Origin of the sequence: Enterococcus sp. VV15 (assembly GCF_005236045.1) — a bacterium.
Classification (GTDB): domain Bacteria; phylum Bacillota; class Bacilli; order Lactobacillales; family Enterococcaceae; genus Enterococcus_B; species Enterococcus_B durans.
The window spans coordinates 30,267-53,806 of the sequence record NZ_QPTY01000017.1 but is presented as its reverse complement, the minus strand read 5'-3'; the positions used below and the strand labels follow the sequence as shown (position 1 = coordinate 53,806).

The 23,540-nt window shown below is 35.4% G+C and carries 21 protein-coding genes and 1 pseudogene; 20 read left to right on the top strand and 2 right to left on the bottom strand.

Features of this window, described 5'->3' with window-relative positions:
- Window positions 1–126: 126 nt before the first annotated feature.
- The gene (locus tag DVW83_RS07840; RefSeq protein ID WP_104661583.1) at window positions 127–1,605 is read right to left on the bottom strand and encodes a helix-turn-helix domain-containing protein; all 1,479 of its coding nucleotides are present in this window, start codon (window positions 1,603–1,605) and stop codon (window positions 127–129) included.
- A 134-nt stretch (window positions 1,606–1,739) separates the two neighbouring features.
- On the opposite strand from DVW83_RS07840, the gene DVW83_RS07835 reads away from it, so the two are divergent.
- From DVW83_RS07835 to DVW83_RS07800, 8 genes are all read left to right on the top strand, one after another.
- Window positions 1,740–3,437, top strand: coding sequence for a hypothetical protein (locus tag DVW83_RS07835; RefSeq protein ID WP_137239231.1), 1,698 nt, complete (start codon window positions 1,740–1,742; stop codon window positions 3,435–3,437).
- Between the two features lie 147 nt (window positions 3,438–3,584).
- A complete protein-coding gene (locus tag DVW83_RS07830) occupies window positions 3,585–4,187 on the top strand; it encodes a hypothetical protein (RefSeq protein ID WP_123862372.1) in 603 nt (200 codons plus the stop codon).
- 50 nt (window positions 4,188–4,237) lie between these two features.
- Entirely contained in the window at window positions 4,238–4,489 is a 252-nt protein-coding gene (locus DVW83_RS07825) for a hypothetical protein (RefSeq protein WP_104661586.1), read from the top strand.
- A gap of 52 nt (window positions 4,490–4,541) precedes the next feature.
- Window positions 4,542–4,787 (top strand): hypothetical protein, encoded by a 246-nt coding sequence (locus DVW83_RS07820; RefSeq protein WP_104661587.1) that lies wholly within the window; start codon window positions 4,542–4,544, stop codon window positions 4,785–4,787.
- Window positions 4,788–5,340: 553 nt separating this feature from the next.
- Complete coding sequence (locus tag DVW83_RS07815; protein WP_137239229.1) at window positions 5,341–6,087, top strand: hypothetical protein; 747 nt, start codon at window positions 5,341–5,343, stop codon at window positions 6,085–6,087.
- A gap of 17 nt (window positions 6,088–6,104) precedes the next feature.
- Window positions 6,105–8,516 (top strand): hypothetical protein, encoded by a 2,412-nt coding sequence (locus DVW83_RS07810; RefSeq protein ID WP_137239227.1) that lies wholly within the window; start codon window positions 6,105–6,107, stop codon window positions 8,514–8,516.
- A gap of 65 nt (window positions 8,517–8,581) precedes the next feature.
- On the top strand, window positions 8,582–9,127 hold the full coding sequence (locus tag DVW83_RS07805; RefSeq protein ID WP_137239225.1) for a hypothetical protein: 546 nt from the start codon (window positions 8,582–8,584) through the stop codon (window positions 9,125–9,127).
- 74 nt (window positions 9,128–9,201) lie between these two features.
- Window positions 9,202–9,582, top strand: coding sequence for a DUF7006 family protein (locus tag DVW83_RS07800; protein WP_137239223.1), 381 nt, complete (start codon window positions 9,202–9,204; stop codon window positions 9,580–9,582).
- A 73-nt stretch (window positions 9,583–9,655) separates the two neighbouring features.
- On the opposite strand, the gene DVW83_RS07795 is transcribed toward DVW83_RS07800, so the two are convergent.
- Window positions 9,656–10,666: a YncE family protein gene (locus DVW83_RS07795; protein WP_137239221.1), complete on the bottom strand. Its 1,011-nt coding sequence runs from the start codon at window positions 10,664–10,666 to the stop codon at window positions 9,656–9,658.
- Window positions 10,667–11,441: 775 nt separating this feature from the next.
- Between DVW83_RS07795 and DVW83_RS07790 the strand changes: the two are divergent.
- The 12 genes and pseudogenes from DVW83_RS07790 to DVW83_RS07740 form a co-directional block, all read left to right on the top strand.
- Window positions 11,442–11,834: pseudogene (locus tag DVW83_RS07790) on the top strand (UDP-glucose 6-dehydrogenase); the annotation flags it as partial.
- Window positions 11,835–11,855: 21 nt separating this feature from the next.
- The gene (locus DVW83_RS07785; RefSeq protein ID WP_342353590.1) at window positions 11,856–12,533 is read left to right on the top strand and encodes a hypothetical protein; all 678 of its coding nucleotides are present in this window, start codon (window positions 11,856–11,858) and stop codon (window positions 12,531–12,533) included.
- A gap of 86 nt (window positions 12,534–12,619) precedes the next feature.
- Entirely contained in the window at window positions 12,620–13,309 is a 690-nt protein-coding gene (locus tag DVW83_RS15490) for a glycosyltransferase family 2 protein (RefSeq protein WP_238699390.1), read from the top strand.
- 11 nt (window positions 13,310–13,320) lie between these two features.
- The gene (locus DVW83_RS15485; protein WP_238699388.1) at window positions 13,321–13,770 is read left to right on the top strand and encodes a glycosyltransferase; all 450 of its coding nucleotides are present in this window, start codon (window positions 13,321–13,323) and stop codon (window positions 13,768–13,770) included.
- Between the two features lie 342 nt (window positions 13,771–14,112).
- Window positions 14,113–14,817, top strand: coding sequence for a WxL domain-containing protein (locus DVW83_RS07775; RefSeq protein WP_161569451.1), 705 nt, complete (start codon window positions 14,113–14,115; stop codon window positions 14,815–14,817).
- A gap of 53 nt (window positions 14,818–14,870) precedes the next feature.
- Complete coding sequence (locus tag DVW83_RS07770) at window positions 14,871–15,887, top strand: DUF916 and DUF3324 domain-containing protein (RefSeq protein WP_137239213.1); 1,017 nt, start codon at window positions 14,871–14,873, stop codon at window positions 15,885–15,887.
- Window positions 15,884–16,366 (top strand): hypothetical protein, encoded by a 483-nt coding sequence (locus DVW83_RS07765; protein ID WP_123862362.1) that lies wholly within the window; start codon window positions 15,884–15,886, stop codon window positions 16,364–16,366. Before DVW83_RS07770 ends, DVW83_RS07765 begins: the two co-directional genes overlap by 4 nt.
- A gap of 2 nt (window positions 16,367–16,368) precedes the next feature.
- A complete protein-coding gene (locus DVW83_RS07760; RefSeq protein WP_123862361.1) occupies window positions 16,369–16,575 on the top strand; it encodes a hypothetical protein in 207 nt (68 codons plus the stop codon).
- A 49-nt stretch (window positions 16,576–16,624) separates the two neighbouring features.
- Window positions 16,625–21,016: a putative mucin/carbohydrate-binding domain-containing protein gene (locus DVW83_RS07755; RefSeq protein WP_137239208.1), complete on the top strand. Its 4,392-nt coding sequence runs from the start codon at window positions 16,625–16,627 to the stop codon at window positions 21,014–21,016.
- A 431-nt stretch (window positions 21,017–21,447) separates the two neighbouring features.
- On the top strand, window positions 21,448–22,473 hold the full coding sequence (locus DVW83_RS07750) for a hypothetical protein (protein WP_137239206.1): 1,026 nt from the start codon (window positions 21,448–21,450) through the stop codon (window positions 22,471–22,473).
- Window positions 22,474–22,580: 107 nt separating this feature from the next.
- Window positions 22,581–22,904 (top strand): winged helix-turn-helix transcriptional regulator, encoded by a 324-nt coding sequence (locus DVW83_RS07745; RefSeq protein ID WP_104661602.1) that lies wholly within the window; start codon window positions 22,581–22,583, stop codon window positions 22,902–22,904.
- 112 nt (window positions 22,905–23,016) lie between these two features.
- Complete coding sequence (locus tag DVW83_RS07740; RefSeq protein WP_104661603.1) at window positions 23,017–23,520, top strand: YbhB/YbcL family Raf kinase inhibitor-like protein; 504 nt, start codon at window positions 23,017–23,019, stop codon at window positions 23,518–23,520.
- Window positions 23,521–23,540: the final 20 nt, after the last annotated feature.

Here is a 23,540-nt window from a genome sequence, read left to right as displayed (position 1 = left end):
GAAAATATATTAAGTTTGATCAATGAGAGACCGGTAAAACATTGTATAGTATTTTACACAGGATTATGGACTTGACTTTCGAGTGCAAGGCTTATTTTTTGAAAGAAATTAAGTTAGCCTCGCTTGTTATTCATTTTTCTGTTTGAATAAAATATTCGGATTCATTAAGTTAAGTTCATAAAAAGAATCAACAATGTATTTTGTATCTTTGAGTAAGGTATTTCTTGAAATATAAAAGAAATTGGGTTCTAACTGTGTGTATCTTGTTTGCAGAGTTCGTTCACAGACAATAATGTGAGGCCATTGTTCACGATAGACAGAGATATCATCTATCGAATAATAGAGATTTTCATCGATAAAAATAAATTCTGGATTTAACCATTTTTTGAGTGTATGACGATAAATAATATGGGATAACTCTGTTTCTGCAATAATCATACAGACATATTTTTTCGCTCTTTTTATGGTCAAACTAGGCAAAATCTCAGAGGTGAATTTCACGATAGATAATGGATTAAAATGAAGTGTATTATCATTAGTCATTTCCTTCCAACGATTGAGTATGTTTTCGACCCGCGATACATAATGGAGTTGTGTTGTAGACAAATAGTAGTTTCTTTCTAAATAATAATTTTGGATATTTTCCCATAATGAATAAACGAAATAAATAAAAGGAATCTCAAAACTTTCATTATGGAAAAGGACCGTTTCGAATTCTTCTTCAAATAAATTAATAAGATATTTGATCTGTTGTTGATTCTCAATAATCCGGATACGTTCATTTTGGTAATTTAATTCAATTATGGAATAATTTTTTGCCCGAATTGGTAGAATACTACAAATCGCAGTTAAAAAAGTCAGACTTTTTGAAGAAAGCTCATTTTTTTTGAAAACTTTTTTTGCAATTACTGAAAGTTGTTGGTATTCAATTCTAGTTTGAGTAGTTGTTTCATTTGCAAAAAACATCTGTTTTTCTGATCTTGAAAGGCAAAGATACGTATGGTAAAGCAAAAATTTATATTGACGATTATTTAAATTATAATTAGAAGAAAAAGTCTCAAAGATTTGTTTCACAAAAGAAGAAGCTAATACTAGGAGTCGTTGATCGATTATTTTGTTGATAAGATCTGTACGCATCCAAATAGTAACGAAAAGCATCCGATAAGTTAATTCGTCGGCTTTAAATTGTTCTCCAATTTTTTGAAAGTTTTGAGCAATTAAAAAATTTTCTACTTTTTTTTTAGTACGAAAAGCTTTCGTTGTTGACACAAAATCTTCCTCGACAATTGTTAAATAATTTGTTTCTCCCAGTAAATAGCGAGCAACGACTTTAAGAAAATGCGATTCTTTATACACTTCTTTGATTAAATCATAATCAGTTGCTTCTTTTGAAAATAACATCGTGATATGTGTCGTAGTAAGCATATTATACGTAATAAAAGGTGCTAATTCTAACATCAGTTTATGGATGTCTGTTTTTATTGTATTGACGGTAACATCAAGTCGTTCACTTAGTTCACGTAAGCTAATCGTTTTTAATTCGAAAATATATTCCACTAATTTTACTCGACGAATAACATCTTTTTCAATAAATTCTTCAATCATACGTTTCTGTTCACAATCCTTTCTTTCCTACTTATGGTCTATTAAATCATAAAAATCAAAATTATGAAAATAATGATGAAATAAAAGGCTCGTTTTTTCTTCAGGTCTATCATAGTAGAAAAGGAGTGAGTGATGTGCTTGAAGAAAAACTACAATTGTTACAAGGATTATTAGCACAAGAACCAGTTAATAAATTTGAACTAAAAAAAATGATTTTTACATTATCTTCATCAGAAAAAAGTGAAATTATTGATCGACTGTCTCCTAAAGAACAAAAAAAATTTATTGAAGTCACATTTTCAACTGAATACAGATTCTATGTTCAAGCATTGAAACAAAGCCAAGAAGAGTATAAAAAATATTGTCAATCACAAGATTATATAAATGACTTAGTGAAACAACATGTTCCAATAAATGAAAAATTAGCTCAAGAACTGAAAAAAGAAGTAGAGAAAGAACGAGCAGATTTAGTTCATAGTGAAGAATATGCTTCACTTTTGTACAGCGCATTATGTCAACATGCGAATTATCAACATAGTAATTTAACGATTTTAGATTATCTCTCACAATTGGATTTGAATTTAGAATATTTGACACTTTATTTAGATTTTTTGACAGTGCATGCAGATCAATTTATGGAAAGAGAGGTGGATTCTTTAAAAGAATCGATTAAAAACAGTATTTATTGTGCTAGAAAACCATTGCTTCTAGAACAAACGTTAGCTTCCTTGGAAAATAATAATAAAGATTCGTTTTTAGTTTTACCAGTGATTCAAATGCTTCCTCAAAGCGGGGTTCATAGCAGTTCGTTAATTGTTCATAAAGAGGACAACAAAATTATGGTGACGATATTAGACAAAGGTATGCATTATTTGGATAAAATAAATAATACTTCCCCAGGAATCGGTGTGAAAGAAATCTCAGATTTAGGAATTGGTGGTTTTTTAAAAGGGCTATTTACAGGAGGTATTGATAAAAATCTTAAAGTTGCTCTTCCTTATGTTTTGGAATTTCCCGATACGTCAGAAATGAGAACACAATTGACTTATATTTTTGCGTTGGGAACGACATTTCTAGGTAGAGATCTACAATTCAGCCTGTTTTCTGAGAAAAAGGAATCCCTATTGATTCAGAGCAAGCTTTTAGAATTAGCAGAATCCTCCTATTGGGGAACACAAGTATACGATGGGCAATTTTTTGGGAAAAATTGTTATATCAAATCTGTTAGTGCCGCGATGCAACACGTTTTAGGAGACAAACAAACGACGAATAAGTATACGATAAATGGGAAAGAGGCAGAATTAAGAAAAATCCCTGGTCATTCTGCAAAAGAAGTTCTCGTTACACTAGCGGAAATAATGAAAATTCGTGTCCAAAAACTCGGCTATTCTCCAAAAGCAGTTGAAGCAATTGGCACATTAACAGCTGAATACTGTGAACAAAAGGCCCGCTCTCGTACGGCAAGAGAGAAAATTAATGATTTAAAAGAACTAGGATTAAAATATAATATGCAAACAATTGAGTTGTTTGAAAAACTAACACCTACTAAAGTAGATGTTGCTTTAAGTCCAGTTATACAGTCTTCTCTTTATTTTACAGCGCAACATAAACAGGGGAATTTTGGAAAGAACGCCACACAAATGATTCTACAACTTTGTTCAGTAGAAGAAATTGAAACAGTAAAAGCAGCAATCCAAACAACTTTAGCTTCTTATCAAGACAAACCTGCTGAAAGGCGGACATTAAGTGATGTTGCCAATATGAAAGGTGAGAGTAACAAGGCACAGAAAGACCCAGAAAAACAAGAGAAAAAGGATAGTCTAGAGCGCTAATTGCTTTAGTGAGTGATCAAATAATTTGTTAAACAAAACATTTCTTTCTCATTATTTTCAAAAAAAAGAAAAAACTGGTCTTGGAAGAAGCGTATCATGATCGAGTGATAAGATAAAAAAATAAGATCTTTTTAAAGGGGAGTAAAAATGGGTAGAGTAAGAAAATTGATTGATAAATTTGAAAAATTTATCAAAAATAAAGTATCTAAGAAGCCAAAAGAGGTACCTCAAAAAAAACAAGCACCACAACCGCAACACTATGGGGCAATGTTGGAAGAGATGGTCAAATTGTTGCCGCAAAAAGAACACCAACGACCACTTGTCTTTTTTCAAGAGTACTCGCAGGTTCGTGATCAAGTTTCTCAAAAAGAGGAAGAGCATATTTATGATGAGATTGATCCAGAATCAATCTATGACCCAGTCACAAAAGAACCGATTTATGATCGAGTATCTGACGAAGGTATTTATGTTACCATTACGCAGGAAAATTTTAAATCAGAAGAGCGAAAGAAAGAAACACCGAAAAAACCACCGCGTCGTAAATTGTTGCAACAACAACACACGTATGAAAATACATCTCCTAAAAAGGAGCCAATTTATGACCAAGTACCAGGTTCAGGTAAACCAGTTATTCCGCCTAAACCGAAGTTAACAAAGGAATTTTTAGAGGAAATGAAACAAAAATCCCATCGTCAGAATCAACAAAAGCAATCACAAGGCCCATTGCACAAACCGGAAAAAGAACGATGAGTCGTTATAGAAGAGCCTTATAAAAATAAATAGTAAGGAGAGGCATCTATGTGAAGTATCTAGGAATTATTAGTATTTTAATTGGTATTTATGTCAATCTAGCCTTATTCACGCAGCTGTTTGAAATGATTTTTGATACCGTCATCCCAGTTTTTTTAATTGGTTTGGCTGGAATCGGATTAGCGACACTTAGCTTAAAAGAAAATAAAGGTACTTTTCACACTTGTTCAGCCAGTGTAGGGTTATTAGTTAATTTGTTGCCAATGATGGGGTATCTGTATCTGTTGATTGGTCTTGGTTAAGGAAAGTAGTGAAAGCAATCTCTTAACATAGAGAGAATTGGAGGAACTAATTATGAAAAGTTTAGGAATGCTTAGCATTTTGAGTGGTGTATATATTAATGACGCGCTATTTATTCACCTATTTATGCCTGCTTTCTCAATGATAGTGACATGCATCCTTGGTTTGATCGGGCTAGTCGTTGCCTTCGCTAGCTGGAAAATGAACAATGAAAAAGGTTATCGCTATTTAGCCATGATCGGATTATTATTAAATGGATTCCCCCTGTTGAGCTATCTTTATTTGTATGTGATGCTCTAAGAGAAAAAAGACAACTTCGAAAGAAACACCGTATTCTAGGTCGTAATAAAATGACTAGATTACGCTTGTTTCTTTCGAAGTTTTTGCTATATAAAACGTATTTTCAAATTATGGTATCGAAACCATCACAGTTGCCCAAAATAATTTTGCCCCTATTTTTTTTCTTTTACGAATGATTTTTCTCGTTCTATGCAAAAAGGGAGAATAACTAAGGGCTTTTGAAAGAAATATTTTACTTTTTTTTTAGAATGGTGCATGCGACTAAATAAAAAATGACATTTAGTTAAAAAATAAGAAAATCAAAGAAGTAGAAAAAAACGTTGAGGAAGCCCTTAAAAGTTTTGTTTCCTTCTTTTTTTGAGGAAAAAAAGAAATGGATTTGTGGGATGAATCACAAACGGAGGGATTTGTGATTTATCAACAACTGAAAATCACTTTTTTAAAAAATGAAAAAAAAATGGTGTTGCTTTTTGTTTATATTTTTTATGTCACGTATATATGAGTTTACAGGAAAAAATTCTTAAGTGAATGTTAGTAGTAGAAGGAGTTTAAGATGAGAAACAAGAAAAAACAAGCGGTTTTTGACAAACAAAATCAAAGATACATAACTTATCAGTCTAAAAAAGAAATGGAGAAACAACATCCCGATGGCAACTACCTGGTCATCGGAGAAATCGAAAAAAACAACAAACCAGCGAAAAAAGAAGGAATCACAAAAGAAGTAGGAGAGCAGGAAGTAACGATGTATCCTATTGGGACCTACCCAGAAAAACGATATCAAACCATTGGCTATGTTCCTTGCAACGACAAAGAATATCTTGCTGTTAAGCAAAGAAAATATAATCATTTTCTCTTTATCTTAGCGGTGCTACTGCTATTTTTTGTGGGTTATTATTTTTTCAATCAAAAACCAGTGACAGATATTGATCCACAAGCAGAAGATTATTTGTCTCAGCTGAAACGCCCAGAAAATATCGATGATTCTAAAATCTTGATTCCAGGATATGGTACGTTTACCTTGACTAAAGGGAGCGATACCATCGATACAGTTTTATTCAATCCAGAAGACAATCCATGTTTCTTCAAATTTACTTTAACAGACAAAGAAACCGGAGAGAGATTATACGAAAGTAAACTCGTTGCGCCAGGAAAAGGGATTAGCCCTATCAAATTGATGAAATCATTTACTGAAACAGGGACGCATGAGGCAGTATTACTGTTTCAAACGTTTGATTTGGAAGACACAGACATCGCATATAACTCCTCAAATATTGATGTGAAAATCAATGTTGTGGATTAAAAGGAGGTGAGGAAAAGATGGAAAGGAAAAAGAATTATCTCTATCAAGGAATTGCGTGGGTAACCATTCTTTTGCTGACAGTTGGTTCATTTCGCATCAAAGAAATCGTTGAAGCCATTACAGCTGAGCCATTGATTGAAGCCAATGTGGTATATAACGAGGACCAAACGCAAGCAAGCATTGTATTTGATCTAGCAAGTGTCAATCAAGGAACGAATGAAATTGTCAAGATTACAAGTGAACGTGAGGGAGAAGTCGTTTATGATGCGAGTCTGATCAATCAATCCTCTGATTATGACGTAGCTGAGAACGGAAATTACCAGTTTACGGTAACGTATCGTTCGACTTCTTTGTTAGCTAACCAGAGTGACGCTACTTCAGTTGAGTCAGAAGCATTAGAGACCACTCAGGTGAATGTCCAAGTTGATGGCATCCAACCAACACCTGAGACAAGCAGTTCAGAACAAACACCAATGATTGATTCTGAGGGGGATGTTGAAGCACCCACAATTGAAACAAGCGAAGGATCCCTAAGTACTGAAGAAAGTGAAACCGTTTCTTCCACGAACGTGAGTCAAGAACAAACAGAAGCAAGTGCTACAGATGAAACTACTACTTCCACGGAGGCAAGTCAAGTGGAGGCAGTCAATGAAACGCCAGCAAAAGAAAGTAAGGCGACGACGGCTTATCCACAAGAGATATTGTTTAATGGGATTGTCGGTAATGGAAATTCTAAAAAGGTTAAATTTACCATAGATCCAGCTAGTTATCAGGTTACAGGAACAGTTTTAGGTACAGTTGGAGGATACCATCAGCTTTTTTCAGAAACATATTATAAAATTACCGTCTATAAAAAAAATTCTCAATTACACGATTCGGGAAAAGTTGTTTTTGAGGTAAAAGGAACCCAAACGCCAAATAAATCAGATTTTAGTGTAATTGAAGCGTTTAATTTTGAAGAAGGCGATATGTTGCAAATTTGGAGTGCGGAAGCAAAATTTAATTTTCTCGGTTCTCCTGTTATTGCCAGTGATGGAGTAACAACAATTAATTATGACTCTACGGTTATTCCTAAAGAAAAGTTTGAAAATTCTGTTTATGAGATAACACAAAATGGCTTAAAAGAAATTTATAATAAAGCACCTACAGCTAGTGGCCAAGATATTCCACTATATTCTCTATTTGGTCAAGGAAGTTGGTCGGATGGCTCATTCCTTGATGCCCCTGTATATTCTGATATGGTGTTTAAAGACGATCGAAATGAGAAGGGAATTTATGCTTCTGAGTATCAAATCAAAGATAGAGTAGGCGTAATGAATTATTCAGTAGCTAATATGCCTAGTGATAATATTCTCTCAGGTATATGGACATCGAGGTACACAGTAACTGATTCATGGGGACGTTCAGTTACTGTAAGAAGGCTGACTGTTAAATTGCCAAAGATTGATAGTAAAATAACGATTGAAGAGATGACAGAAAAAATTTCTAATGGAAAACAAGTACCAGGATTTGTTCATTTTGACGGGGCGACTGTTGATGTTGGTAGTCAAAACGTAAAATTAAAATCGGGAGCAACTATCCATTCAAAAGATTCATCTCGAGAGTTTTTAACGCTTTCATATGGTTCAGATACTATAACAAAATTCATAAAAAGCACTACAAATGATTTAGAAGAGATTCAATTAGCTGGAAAATATACTATAGCCTCGACTAATATTACCTCAGTAAATATTCATTCGAATAGCATAACTGAGATAAAAACGACTTATAAAGCTAATGTATCTGAAACACAAGTAGCAGCTTGGGGAGAGCAAGAGTTAAAAAACAAATTGAAAGAACAATTAGCTCAGATAATAGGAACTGATAGTTCAAATTTAGCTGATGGAGAAATACTTCTGGATAGCAACTTAGATTTAAGTAATCCTACAGCAGATACTTATCAAGGAGTTCTACGGTTTGCAAATAATGCTGGAACGATTGACCAGCAATTTACGATAAATGTCACCGCCAATCCTTGGAGTTATGATACGCCAGAGCGAACAGAAACGAATGGGGCTTCCGGTTTTGTAGTCATTCCAAAAGGGATTGATTTGCAACGAGATACAACCGATGCGAGTCAACTTTCAGCAACGGCCGAAGTGTATTTCGCAAACTATGCGAATGCAACAGGTGTCAATTACCAAGTTTCCGTGGATGAAACTTTTGAGATGATGAATATTGTAGATACTTCCGATAAATTTACTGTAACAGCTGCTTCAAAAAATGGTCAAACAGGAGCGACTAATAACATTCTTCCTCTAGGTAACTTAACGTCGACAAATACTAAAGGAAATGGGCTAAGTGTCACTTTTACTGCACCAGCAGAGAAAGTTGACAAAATCAAAGGACGCTGGCAAGGAAACGTTCGTTTTTATATCGAACGCCAATAATTATGTGATCAACATAGGCAACTATGTTTGAATAAAAAATTAACAATTAAAGGAGATTAAAATAGATGATCAGTAAAAAAATGATGGGAACAATGGCAGTATTAGGGATGATGCTAGCAGGAGGTACATTAGTAAATGCTGAAAGCAGAATAGCACCAACACAAAAAGCAATTCCAGTAACCTATGACAATAGAAATGTTCTTCCAGACGGTAATGGACAATATGGGATGGTTATTCCTACAGCAATTTCATTTACTGATGAAGAACCATCGGCAGATGCATCAATTGAAATTATTGGTATTAATGGATTTAACCTATCAGATTGGAAAAAACTTAGTGTTACTGTTAAAGTTAAATCTGCCAATAGCTATACTTTAAAAAATATAAATAATCAAACTGTACCATACACATTAACTATGGATGGAAATAATACTGCTTTTGAATCAAATGCTACTGAGCAAAGTGTAACAAAAAAATTTGGTATAGGTATAGCTGATGTAGCACAAAAAGTAACTGGTACTGCTATGCTAAATGGTAAAGGTTTAGAAAAAGGACAGTATAGTGATCAATTAACCTATATTTTTGAAGAAAATGAAAATGAATTGAAGTAAGAATATATATTGTTTATTAATAATTATTATTAGATTAATTTTTATTATATAAACATTATAGGAAAGAATAATCTATGAAGCATTCTGGAAAAGATTTATTTTCAATAAACTATTTCTCCTACTTTCAGCAAGAGTGTCAAAAGGATTATTTAGCATTGGGCTTTCCTTTGATCAAAGCAGAAGTGGAGGAGCTATGCTTAGTGATGCAGGAAAAAATTGCAGGGATCAATGGCGATAATTTTTTTGAAACGCATGCAGATATTTTGGGGATTGATGCGCGCTTACAAATCATTTTTTCACTGTTGCCAAAAGAAGAAAATGGCATTTTAAGCTATTTAAGTGAGGCGGAGATCTTAGAATTATCAAGGAAAGATTATCCGTATTATATGCGTGAATTATGTGGGTTTCGATCGATTGAATCGACCCCTCATTCGTTGCATTTTTATTGTCAGTAAAAAAGGTTCAACCATTGATTAATTGAGACATCAAAGAGGCGCTGTTGCTTAGTTCAACAGTACCTCTTTGGTTTTAGGCTGTGAGCGTGTCTAAAATGATGCCTTTTTGGTAATCGATGATTGCAACAGACAAATCTTCATTTAAGACGTAGGCTTGATCGGCTGTTTGACTGAGTCCGATTGCTTGACGTGGTGCTTTCAATCCTTGAATGGTTCGAATAACTTGGTTCGTCGTTAAATCAATGACAGAAACCTGGTTACTTCCTTTTTCACCGGTTAAAAGCAGACTCTGATTTACGAGTAAAATACAGCCATAGGGTTCTGTCCCCACAGGTATTTTATTCAAGAGGTTTCCTGTAGTAGAATCAACAATGTTGATCGTATTTTCACTGCTTGAAGCACCGTATAGCAAATTATTTCCTTCATCAAGCGCAATTCCACGAACTTGAGGAATATTTTTTAGGGTGTTGATGATTTGCTTCGTAGTGAGATCTAAGACACGGACATCATCGCCTTGGAAATTGGTGACGTAGGCATAATTATCCGTTGAATCGATCAAAATCCCTTGACGAGGACCAGAAAAACCAGGGATGATTTCTTGTTTTTTTGTAGTGAGGTCAAGAATTGTGACGGAATTTTCGGCTTGATTATTGGCGATGATTTTTTTGCCATCTGCTGTTAAAGCAAACCCAAATACTCCTTTTTTCATAGGATAATTGGCAATGCGTTCAAACGTCATAACATCAAATTCTTGGATACTTCCCAAAGAGCTATCAGAAATAAAAAAAGAACTACTATCTTTTGAAAAAACAATATTTCTAGGGGAAAGGAATCCGGTTAATTCTTTGATTTTTTTTCTTGTTTTTAGATCATAGACGATGATTTTTTGATGGTCACTTTTCGCAACAATGACGATATCTTCTTTTGGGCCGACGGCTAATGTATTGTTTTTTATTTCTGGATCAAAGAGATCAGAAGAAGCTGTTTTGCTGGTCTCATTTTTAGGAGTATCCTGAGAAAAATAATAGAAGAGACCGACAATGAATAAGAGAGCTGCAAGAAGATAAGCTATTTTTTGAAACATGTTTGTTCCTCCTTTCGTACTAAATAATTTTTAGCTATTTCTACTTTCTTATAGGATATCGATAAAATTTTTCTTGTTATTGAAATTTTTATTTTTCTATGAAGCATAAATCGGGAGCAGGTTAGAAGCCATTTTTCATCTGTAAGCAAAACCCTTTCAAAAGGGTAAGAGGCTATTTTCTATAGTGTGCACTTATTTGCTGGTAGCGAGTTATTTTTGTACATCTTGTTATAAAAATTATTCCCAGCATTGCTCTATCTCCGTTGAAACAATACTGGGAACAATTTTTCTGTGATACTATGGTTTCCCAATTATTTACTGAATAGAAAGAAACACAAGTTTAAATGGTTAGCAGATGTATGGAATGAAAAGTAGCGAAACTTTCTATTTTTATATGAACAAATGGGGTAAGGAAAATAGTAAAGTATGACTAAAACAGGATAGGTTCATCATAAAGCAAAAAATAGAGGTAAAAAAAAAAACAACAAAAATTTCTTTTTTTGCTTTTTTTTGCCAAGTATTGATAAGTAATTTAAAAAATCGTGCATTCTATAATTTTTCAGTAAAATAGTCAATTTCATTTTTTCAAATAAAATGAGAATCTATGTAATTTTTTATATTTTTATAAATAATCAGAAAGATTTTTTGTTATATTTCCATTGGAACGTACTATTTGCTGAGATGAGGTGAAAAAATGAATATTGCAGTGATTGGGTTAGGGTATGTTGATTTGTCCCATGCGTTATTATTTAGTTGAAAGGATCAGGTTTTTGCCTATGATAATGATCCACTAAAAATGATGCGCTTAAAAAATGGACAAAGTCCCATTGATGAACCGCTAATCATTCATGAATTAAAGAAAGAAAACCCTAATTTACTTTTTAATGATGAGTTGAAGAAAGCGATTTCTCTTTCGGATTATGCTTTTATCTGCGTACCAACGAATTTTTCAGAAGAATCAATGACGTTTGATACGACGACACTAGAAACTGTTTTACATCGGATTTTTCGCATGAATAAGGCAATCAAGGCGATGATCAAATCAACGGTTCCTGTAGGATTTACAAAACGGATCAGGCAACAGCTCAAAACAGAGAACATTGTATTTTCTCCGGAATTTTTACGAGAAGGAAATAGTCTAGAAGATAGCCGATACCCTTCTATGTGATTGGAGAGAATACTATAGAAAATATGGCAATCTATCAGTTGTAATACGAAGAACTGTTTTGCTGAGCATATTCCTGTCTGTTACGTTTCTTCAGAAGAAGCAGAGGCCATAAAATTATTTTCGAATACGTATTTAGCGATGAGAATTGCTTATTTCAATGAACTGGATACGTTCGCGGAAACCCATGGACTAAGTACCCTACGAATTATTCAAGGAATGGGATGGGATGATCGGATTGGCAATCATTACAATAATCCCTCATTTGGGTATGGTGGGTATTGTTTACCCAAAGATTCTAAGCAACTGGAAGCGCATTTCCATCATACGCCACAGCAATTGATATCCACAGTAGTTGCTTCCAATCAAACAAGAAAGGACTTTATTGTCCAACAAATTATGAAGAAAAAGCCCAAAACAATTGGAATCTATCGGTTAAATATGAAACAAAGCTCAGACAATTGCCGAAATTCGGTGATGATTGATTTGATCAAACAATTCAATCAAATGGATCCCAAGATTCGGATTTATATTTATGAGCCATTATTAAAAGAGCACACTTCTTTTTTAGGGAATGAGGTAGTCGCTACTACTGAAGCATTAAAACATAAATCGGAAGTGATTTTAGCCAATCGTATGAGCCAGGAGCTATTGGATGTCATTGAAAAAGTTTATTCTCGAGATCTTTTTCATAAAAATTGAAGAGTAATAAAAGGCGCATTCGGATTAAAAAATGAAATGAAGGAGAAAAATCATGTTTTTTAAGGTTTTTTATCGTTTATGGAGTATTGTCGCTCACCCATTTAATCATTCAAATTGTGAGGAGTGAACAAAGTTATCGACAAGCAAAATTAAAACAGGGCGATACGCAAGAAACAGCATTATGTGGTGCTTCGGTTGTTTTACCGATTTACAATGAAAAAAAGGAAATTGTGGATAAAGTGATTCGCTCGATTTTAAAACAAAAAGAGGTTGACTTAGAATTATTCGTCATTGATGATTATTCGGATAATCGAGAAGAATTAATGAAAGAAGTGTATTCGTTTTATGACAATGATCCAAGGGTAACGATTTTTTACGCAGATCGTAATCAAGGGAAGAGACACTCACAAAAAATGGGCTTTGATGCTGCACAAAAAGAATACATTGTCACGATTGATTCCGACACCATTTTACATGAACCGTTTGCAATTCAACGGTTGTTACGTCATTTTAAAACAAACGGTCGGGTTGGTGCGGTTACAGGAAATGTCGGTGTTGAAAATAAAACAACTACTTTTTTGACACATCTGATTTCTTATCGCTATTGGTTCTCCTTTAACCAAGAACGAGAGGCACAAAGTTTAAGTGGTGTAATCTTTTGTTGTTCTGGGCCATTTTCGGCCTATAAAAAGTCAATTATCGATAAAATCAAAAAAAATATGTCAGTCAAGTATTTTTTGGGAAAAACTGCACATATGGGGATGATCGGCATTTAACGAATTTAGTGTTGGAGAGAGGGTATCAAACGATTTATGCACGAGATGCCGAAGCTGCAACTTATGTACCAGAGACAATGAAGGGGTACTTAAAACAGCAGGTACGCTGGAACAAGAGTTTTTATCGCGAATTACTGTGGTCTGGAAAATTGATGTTTAGCAAACCGATTTATTTTATGTATGAATTATTGATGCAAACAATGTTACCTTTTTTGTTGTTGGGGGCTATTCTCATTTTAGGTTATCAAATCTTTTTCCAACACCATTATCAACTACTATTTTTCTATTTTCTTATCCTATTAGGAATGTCCCTGATTCGTATCGTTTATGCAATTTACCGAACCAAAGATCGAAATTTTTTTCTTTTTTTACTCTATGGTTTTTTGCATGTCGCGCTTCTTTTACCAACTAGGTTATATGCGTTAGCAACCTTAAACAATACGAAATGGGGAACGAGATAGACAACAGGAGGGGCTAGTTTCTTAAGACGAATTTCAATTAAACAATAGAAATAAGGCGTAAATCATTCAAGTAAAGTTAAATGATCTACGCCTTATTTTCGAAGTTATTATTTAGGAATAACTTCTGTTTGATTTGATACAACTTTAATTGTGGAAAAAATAGTTAGTATAGAAAATGGAGAAGATGAATAGTTGAGTACAGAAATTGTATCAACTACTTATAGTGTAACATTCTAAAAAAAAAACAAAGATAAAAACCGTTTTTTTTCAGAAAAAGAAAAAAACGATCGCTCTAAATTTGGTAGTCTTTTATAAATGGATAAAAGGAAGGAGAAAAAAAGAATGAATAAGAGTCTGTACTTATTAGGTCTATTAAGCCTAATAGGGTTAAGCGAGGCGTCCATATATGCGGAAGAAAGCAAAGAAGAAACGTCAGTAAATGTGCATATTGCTACGCCAGAAAATGGAGGAGACACACCTGCGCCACCTTCTGCTGCAGCCAATTTTGTTAGTTCAGATCCAGAAAATCCTGGCAATCGAAGTAATCAGTTGCAAGCGGCTTTTGGACTGGCTTATCAACCTGATATTTTTAATTTTGGCCAAGTCGTCTTAAAAGAAAAAGGGGAGCAAGAGATTGCTGCTAAGTTACCACAAAGTGGGGATCGCAAGTTTCATGTTGGTGTGAAAGCCAAAAATCGTGATACAGCGGGATGGACACTAAAGGTCGGATTAAAAGGCTCTTTAACTGAGCAAGCAGGAGTCACGCTTGAAATCGGCAATGGGACAGGGGAAGTAAAAGTCAATCAAGGAGATGCTGAAACAGCTCAATTATTTGCTGCACCTATAGAAACAGTTTCTGCTCCTAAAAATATTTCAGTTGGGAAAACTGAGGCGCTCGTTATGCAGGGAAAAGCGGGAGCAATCCACAATGATGTTTATGATTACGAACTTGGTGAAGTTACATTGAAGATTGCTGATGTGAGTCAAATTCAAGCGGGGGATTATTCACAATCATCTTTACAGTGGAATTTAGAAAAAGCACCTTAAATCAAAAAAACAACCTATATTGAAGAGTAAAAGTAGAAGAGAGGAAAAATCAAGTGAATAAGATTTGGAAATTGTTGGCCTTGTTCTATCTGTGGTTTTCTTTAGGCGTACAGTCAGTAGCAGCTGAGGAATTAGGTGGCTACACGATTGAAGGCGTACCTCATCCCAATCAGCTCGATCCTAATCTGGGTTATTTTTATTTACATGAAGAGGCAGGAGCAACTGACACGGTCAAAGTGAAATTAATCAACACTTCTTCTGCAGATAAAACGCTACGTGTAAAAGTGACCAATGCGGCGACTAATAGCAACGGCTTGATTGATTATACGGGTATTTTACCAAGCCACGCTTCATTAAAGTATCCTTTAACTTCACTAACAGAAGTGAGCCAAAAAGAAGTGACTGTTCCACAAGCCAGTGAAGTTGAAACAGAAATCAAATTGACGATGCCTAAAGAAAAAATATCAGGGGTGATTCTTGGAGGGATCGTGGTTTCCGAAAAGCCAAGCGAAAATCAAAATGAGGGACAGATATCCTTAGAAAATACGTATAGCTATACTTTAGGATTGGCTCTCACGAACGAAACAAAGATAGAACTAAATAAGCATCTATCCGTTGAGTTAGAGAGTGTGCAAGCAAAATTGGTAGATGGAAAAAAAGTAATTGAAGCGAATTTTTTAAATCCTCATCCTTATATTTTTGCAGACGCTCAGGTGCAAGGTACCGTGATTAATCAAAAAAATCAACAAGTCATCAAGCAAATGACAAAAGAATCTATCAATATTGCACCGTATTCGGTTTATCCTTTTCAGCTAGATTGGCAAAAAGCAAACTTAAAACCAGGGACGTACCTCTTTAAGGGAAAAGTGACGGCAGGTGAGAAAACGTGGACGCTGGAAAAGAAATTTACAATTAGTAAGGAGCAAGCCAATACCTTAAATCAAGAGTCTGTTTATAAAGTAACGATTCCGATTTGGTTGCGCGTCGCTTCTTATGGGAGTACTTATGTCAGCATACTGGGAACGGTTTATTTGATCTTACGTAAAAAGAAAAGGAGGAAGAGGAAATGAAAAAAAGCATGCAGTATATTTTGTTAAGTAGTTTCATGTTGTTATTGGGGACAGTTCAAGCTGAGGCAAGTCAACAAGCAGAAACTGAAGTCGAAGTGACATTTCTACGCCCAATTACTCCTGACCCAGAACAATTACCTGGAGGAAGCCATGCTGGAGAAACGAATGAGACTTTAGAAAGCAACGAGGAAGAAGAAACTATACCAGAGAGTGAAGAAATTAAAGGGGCTGCGGGTTCTTTTAATCCGCCAGCAAGTGTACTGGACAGTAATCGACAAGGACTTATTGGGACGAATAAGACACAAAATGTCAAGTCCGCGGCTTCAACAACGCAAAAGAAACAGTCTGTGCGTTCATCGCAGGCGGTGCGTTATCCTGAGACAGGGACAACACTTCATATGCTAGCGAAATGGGTAGGAGGCATTTTCGTCCTGCTTGCTGCGCTAGGATGGAAAAAAACAAAGAGGGAAGTGGTGTAACTATGTATGGACAACCTATTTTATTCTTGGGAATAGGAGGCTGTTTGTTAGTTGGAAATATTTTTCTATTGCTTAGTGACTATAAATATAACTTGACGAGTAACAAACGTCCAAGAAGTCTTTGGCTCAATCTATTTGTCCTTTTTTTAGCTATTGTGTTGCTGGTTCTTGGGATCATTTATTTTTTAATGATCCATCAGCAAGTATAAATGGCATGACGTATTATGGAGAAACTATGGAAAGATAAAGAGGGAAAAAATGAAAAAAAAATATAAATCAATTGTATTATTCGCTACAGCGAATTTGCTCGTTGCACCAGTGATTACGACTTATGCAGAAGAGTGTTTAACAGATCCCAAAGTGGCAGTAACTCAGGAAGAAGCGAAACAAGAAAAAACAGTTGCAACTACTACGACTACTGAAGATAAAAAAAGCCAAGAAGTTACACAAACAACAGAAACATCACGCTCTGAAGAAGCACAAGAAGCAAGTGCTGACAAGTCTGAACAGACAGCAGTAACAACTATGACTCAACAAGAAACAAGTGATACAAATGAGAAGACAGCGGCTGCTGTTAGTGGGCAAGAGAAGATCATAGAAAATAGTGGAGATGGAGTAAGCCAATTAACAGAAACTAGCGAAAAGGCAACGGAAACCCTTACCTTTGATTTCTTAGGTTTGAGTAATCGCAATTTTGGGACACTACGATTTACCAAAGAGGGAAAGCTCGTACTGACGTTAAAGGGTGGACGGGCTCATTCGGGATTTGGAACTAGCACCTATGCCTCAATTAAAATAACCAATCAAGGTACAGCAACCTACACAAAAGTCATTAGAGGAAATGACTGGTTACCAAATCAGACCGAAGAAATTACCTTAAAAGAAGGGGATCAGCTCACCATTTACCATGCTGAGCCGAGTCGTTTTGTAGTATCGGATGCGAATTTTAAATCAAAAGATGGCAACATTAAGACCTATAATTATCAGTTAGCAGCGGATCAAACGTTGAAAAACGTCACAGATAGTGTGTATTTAAAAGAAGAAGTACAGACCCTTTTTAAGAATGAAGAACAAAAAGAATTATCAGAATCAGCCAATCAAGTCAAGATAAATGAACTGAAAAAGAAGTTGACCAATGGTGTCTACCAAGTAGAAGAACAAGAAAAGCAAGAATTGTTGCAGTGGTTAGAAAAAGCACAGCAATTAATCAATCAATTAGGAGAAGTGGTTTCAAATAATCAAGTTCTGACCCAAGAAATCTTCACGTTGCCACAACCTGCCCATCTTTTAAAAGAAGGGCGCCGAATGGCCGCAAATCATGACCGTCAAGATCTAGGGATTGTTTTAGAGGGGCAGACGCAGATTCAAGTACGTCAAGCCAATGATCACTATTCACCGAATGTGACATTGCGCTTGTTAGGAAATGATTCGAAGCTAGAAATGTCAAAGACAATTTCTAAAGAGTGGACAACGATCGATGTAGCCACTTCATTAGTACCCTACATTGAAACACCTTATACCAATACGCAAACGAATGAACAACCAAAAATTGAATTAAAAGTTGTTCAAGGGGTGGCTAAAAAAATTCCAACTTACGATAGCCAAACACAGATTGCTGATTTCTTAGCGAACTGGACGCAAAGCAAAGCAAGTTTTGCAGTCGTTAAGGGGCGGAAATTCCAAATGTTGATCCCTGTGAATGATTTCAATCAAGTGAAAAGTATTGATCTTCCTCAATTAGTTCATGAATACGATGAACAAGTCTTTCAATTGATCGATAAGCTAACAGGATTAGAAGTGAACAGTTCAGATCCGATTCATGAGGAAGAAAAGCAACGCTATTTCATCAAAGCGGATGCGAATGGTGCCGGTGCGGCCTACTACGGAGGAAGCTGGACGGCACAAAATTCGACGAGCATGGCTTCGTATCTTTCTATCAACTGGTTACCGATCCATGAAATCGCTCATGGGTATGAAGTACCAAGTAAAGAAATGATCGTGGTGGATGTATTAAACAATGTTTATGGTACGTACTACCAACAAAAATATTTAACGAATTTCATTAAAGACAGTTGGCTTTTTAGAAATAATAAACAAGGATTAATAAATAATGTAAAAACAAGCTTGTTAGGAAATCATGTTGGCTATAATGAGCAAGGTTATCAAGAAAAGTTGCTCTTATTCATGATTTTGGCCGAACGACTAGGTCAAGAAGGGTTTGCTGAGTTTAACAAATACCATCGTCAATTGGCCAATGAAGGAAAGGCGGTCAATGACCTTGTTCAACTATTCATTGAATTTGGGCATCAGTATCAAAAGTACAACTTAATTCCGTATTTCCAGTTATTAGGATTAACAGTCGATGATCAAACAGCAACCCAATTTTTGAAAAATGACAGTCAGCCTGTTGCGATGGTGACACAAGTAGTTCCAGATAGCCAAATCGAACAAGCGCTACAAATGTTAGGCTTAACTGACGATCTTGACTCACAACTGACATTGGTGACGAACCAAGAACTACAAAAATTAAATTTGACCAGTCAAATTACCGTTAACATCAAAAATAGTGAACTACTTCAAAATGGTACGTTACGCTTAAAAAATGGGCAAGAGGTTGTCAAAGAAGTAACGGTCAAAGGAGATCAAGTCACTCTTGAAAATATGCCGAATGGGGTGTATGCGATTGAATCAAGTTACGGGCACATCGTTTTTGATCAACAATATCTCTATGTTAAAGAAGATGGTACTGTTGAGATTATGGCAATTGATAACTATATTTTAAAACGAGTGCAAGAGCTTTATGAAACGCAAGAATACACGACGTTATCACCTGATTTGACACAAGAGCAAATCGATCGGGCCAAGGTATTAGTAGCTGATCTAGCTGAGGGACCGCAAAAAGAAGCAAATACCGCATTAATCGAAAAAGCTCAAAACATGTTCAAACAATGGCTACCAAAGGGATTAGGGAATGCCACGTTTGCACGAATTCGGTACTTTGAAGATGGCAGCAACCGATTTGTCTTTACGACAAATAGCACTCAACCTCATTATTCGTATGGTGATCCTATTTATTTTGCCCTTAAAATCAAAGATCCTGATGGAACAGTCATTTATGATCGAAAAATCAAAGGACCTGAAAAGCTAACGGCTGAAACCTTACAATGGACGTTAAAACCAGGAACAATCATTACGGTAACACATGTTGAACCAAGTCGGTTGCATGTGAATGATGATCAGCTAAAACCAAGGGGGGATCAAACCATCACCAATTATGAAATTGATGATGCGGGTAAAATCGTCAAAGTGCAACAGGATTGGAATTATACGGAGACAGACAGTGCTGTGATTTTGACGAAGTATATTGGTTCCTCAAAAGATATCATTGTTCCTAAAATGATGAATGGATTACCTGTCCAACTAAAGGCAATCAATAGCACCGTTTTACCAAAAGACATGACAAGTTTTTCGATTAGCCAGGAAGGAACTGGCAGTGTCACTTTACAGAGTAAAACGTTGAAAAGTGCCTTTGATACCTTTCCGAATTTGACTGATGTTGATCTTAGAGGATTAGATACCACAGGCGTCAAAGATTTTTCACGAATGTTCTCGAACTGTAAAAAACTGGTGAATGTTGATTTGTCTGGCATGGATACGAGTGCTGCGACGAATATGAATCGGATGTTCAATGAATGCGATAGCTTAGAAAAAATCGATCTGTCTAGTTTTGATCTAACGAATGTGACCGATAAAGGCTTCATGTTTTTTGTTTATCAGCAGAAACCATTAGTGGTGGTTACAAAAGACCAACACTTGTTGCAGTATAACTTTGCCACTGACCATCGCGTGCCACATACGTCACCTAAGTTAGAAGCAAATGGAGGTGTTTTTGCCGATAGCACGACGAAGACAACTACTGTAAAGCAGTATTTTACTTCTTGTGCGGTGACGATAGAACAAATTCAATTAGCAAGTTTTGAGGCATTTAAGGAATCGAACGTTCCTGTGCGGACAGGTTATGAGTTTAATGGGTGGAAAGTGAAAGAAACGAAAAATGAAGGTACGGTATTTGACTTATTAGATACGATCTATACTGCCAGCTGGAAAGAAACCTCTATCCATTCTGCCAGTGACAATGACAAAGTAGAGTATATTTATGACTCATTTGGCATCGCTTATTTTCCTAAAAACTTTGAAACAGATGGGACGATTTTAAATAAAGAAGGCGAACAAAGTATTCCGATTAAGAAAAAAGAATCCTTTAATGTGGGTGTGTTTGACCAACGAACCACTAATAGTCCATGGACATTGACAGCAAAACTAAAGTGGCTTAGCCAACCGATTGTCGGAGCTTATATCCAGACCACAAATGAGACAGGAAAAATCACCAAAAATACCAATGACGGGTCAAAAGAATTTGATGCCACGACTGATCTTAAAGAGTTATCAGGAAACCAAATGGTGACTGGAACGTCCCAGGCCAAGATTGAGACCGTCCCTTCGGTGGTGATGAATGGAGAAGGTTCAATGATGGATGGCGTCTATGATTACAATTTAGAAGATGTCACGTTAGAGATTCCTGCTGTTGAAAAGGTCGCCAAAGGAGAGTATCAAGCAACGATTGAATGGAACTTGACTTCTGCACCATAAGGAATAAGAACATCAATCATCGCGTGTTCGTTGATTCGTTATAGTTGAAAAATGAAACCAAGTACAATCTTCGAGAGATAGAGCTGAAAAACTTGAAAAAATCTTTGGCTATTTTCAAGTTTTTCAGCTTTTTTTGATGTGAAAGACTAAAAAATCGATTTATTTTAGTTACCCCGTCTGTCGATTAGGTTACGTTAACTTGATAAGCGAAGAAAAAATTGTTCAATAAATACTCGTTCGTTGATGATTGATTTGCGACAACTAGCTTCCGATTAAGTAAAAAAAAAAACTAAATTGCTAAAAAACACTATTTTTCATTTTTTTTGTTCTCTTTCGAAAAGAATGAAAAAGGAGATTAGACAGTCAGTTACTCCTTCTCTATAATCTCATCTTGGTAACAAAATTTAGATATACCAAGAAAGGTGAATCGAATGGATCCAATCATTAAAAATCAACTAGTTAGTTTCTACAAGAATGCAGTAGAACTCAATTTACTAAGAAAGTCGAATCAACGAAAGCTGATTTTTCTTTTAGCCGCTTTTGAACAGGGAAAATCACCTTCAATCAAACAGTTGCCTTTACAGATTGAAGAAAAAGACATCAAAAAATCTTTACGATTTGCGGATCAATGTATGGAGGAAGCATTGAAGGACATCAATCAAAAGGCTCATACAGGAACCAATAAAAATAAGCTAAGAAAATTAGTAAATGAGGCAACCAATCAAGTAACAGAGCGAGTAATCGATCAAAACAAAGCCGGATTGAATAAATTAATGATGTCTTATGACGTTAATCGATTGCATGCTAATTTTGCGAAAGCAAAGCTTTCTCCTGGTGAAATACAAAACCAAAGCAAAGCACAAGTACAGGAACTGATTCAAATGTTATCAAAACAATTAGAAGAAAAAATTCAGTACAAACTATCTTTACGAGGGCTCTACCTTAACTTACCGCTTTCAGAAAAAATAGTCCGTACGGAAGTATCATTGAAATATACACACTGTGATTTTTGGATGTACAAAAAAAGAATTTGTCAAAATCAACGGTTGACTTTAACAGAAAAAATCGAACAATCCGTTGGTATTAAATCGTTTCATCGGCCAAAAAGTAGTCAAAAAAAATCACTGAATCAGCTAATTCTTAAAGAAAAAATAGATCCGGAGGCTCATTTAAGAAAAAATTTATTGAAACAAATCAAACAATTGGAACAGAAGGAAAAGAAATTACAAGAAAAACTGTTTCATTTAAATTTCAAATCAGGAGAAGTTTCTGAGAATAAGAAATTAAAAATCAAAGAAATGCAAAAAGAAATCCAATCATTTAAGAATGAGCATTCAAGAAAACAACCATTGAGCAAAAAAATAAGTCAAGCCAAATATACCATTAAAGAGGGGTACCAAGGACCAATTAAGGTACCATCCAATTCGCTATTACGTGAATCTCAAGTAGTTAGGTAAGTAACACGAGACGTATAGGTTGTTTGGAATACTCGTTAGTATATGATTCATTCAAGTTACATAGGAATCATGCAACAAAAAAGTTTTTATACGAAAGAGGCAATGGGATGAAACGAAGAAAAAAATATACCTGCCCGTTAGAGCTAGTTCACGATATGATCCGTGGAAAATGGAAACCCATTATCTTATGGCGTCTACGACTAGGGAAAACGACACTAGCGCAATTGCAACGCGACATCGAAGGTATTTCACAAAAAATGTTATTGGAACATTTAAAAGAATTACAGATGGATGGCTTTGTTGGTAAAGAAGTAGCGACAGGGTATCCTTTAAAAACAGATTATTTTTTAACCGAAAACTATGGCAAAAAAATCCTCCAAGCATTGACAATCATGCAAGAGATTGGTAGAGAAATTGAAAGAAAACAATAAGATGGCTTTCGAGTCTACGTAGGAAGCTTACTTACAAATTTGTGGGTAATTTACGTAGTAAAAATGCTCTATTATACTATAAGTACCATAATTAGCGAAAGGATGTTGTTAAATGTATGTGATTAGTCAAGGAATTGTCAATGGCATCATTGACGATAAATATGGAAAACATGGAACGCATTTTAATGAAAATGGGATCCCAAGTTATTCACTTCCTTTTGAGATTTTTGATGTACCAAAAGGAACAAAAAGTTTTGCCCTTTTTTTAGAAGACAAGGATGCCTGTCCCATTAGTGGAGGATTTTCTTGGGTTCATTGGGTAGCTGCCAATATTACACGGACGAAGATAGCAGAAAATGAAAGTCAAACAGCGACTGATTTTGTCCAAGGACTAAATAGTTGGATTAGTATTCAAGGCGGACAGCAAGACAAAAAATTATCTGCTTGTTATGGTGGAATGGCGCCACCAAATGAACCCCATACCTATGAATTACATGTCTATGCGTTAGACACATTATTAGAATTAGAAGATGGTTTTATGTTTCATGAACTATTTCAAAAAATGGAAGGCTATGTCTTAGCTACGTATACGCTAAAAGGTAGATACCGAAACTAAGAATTGCAAACACTAGACAT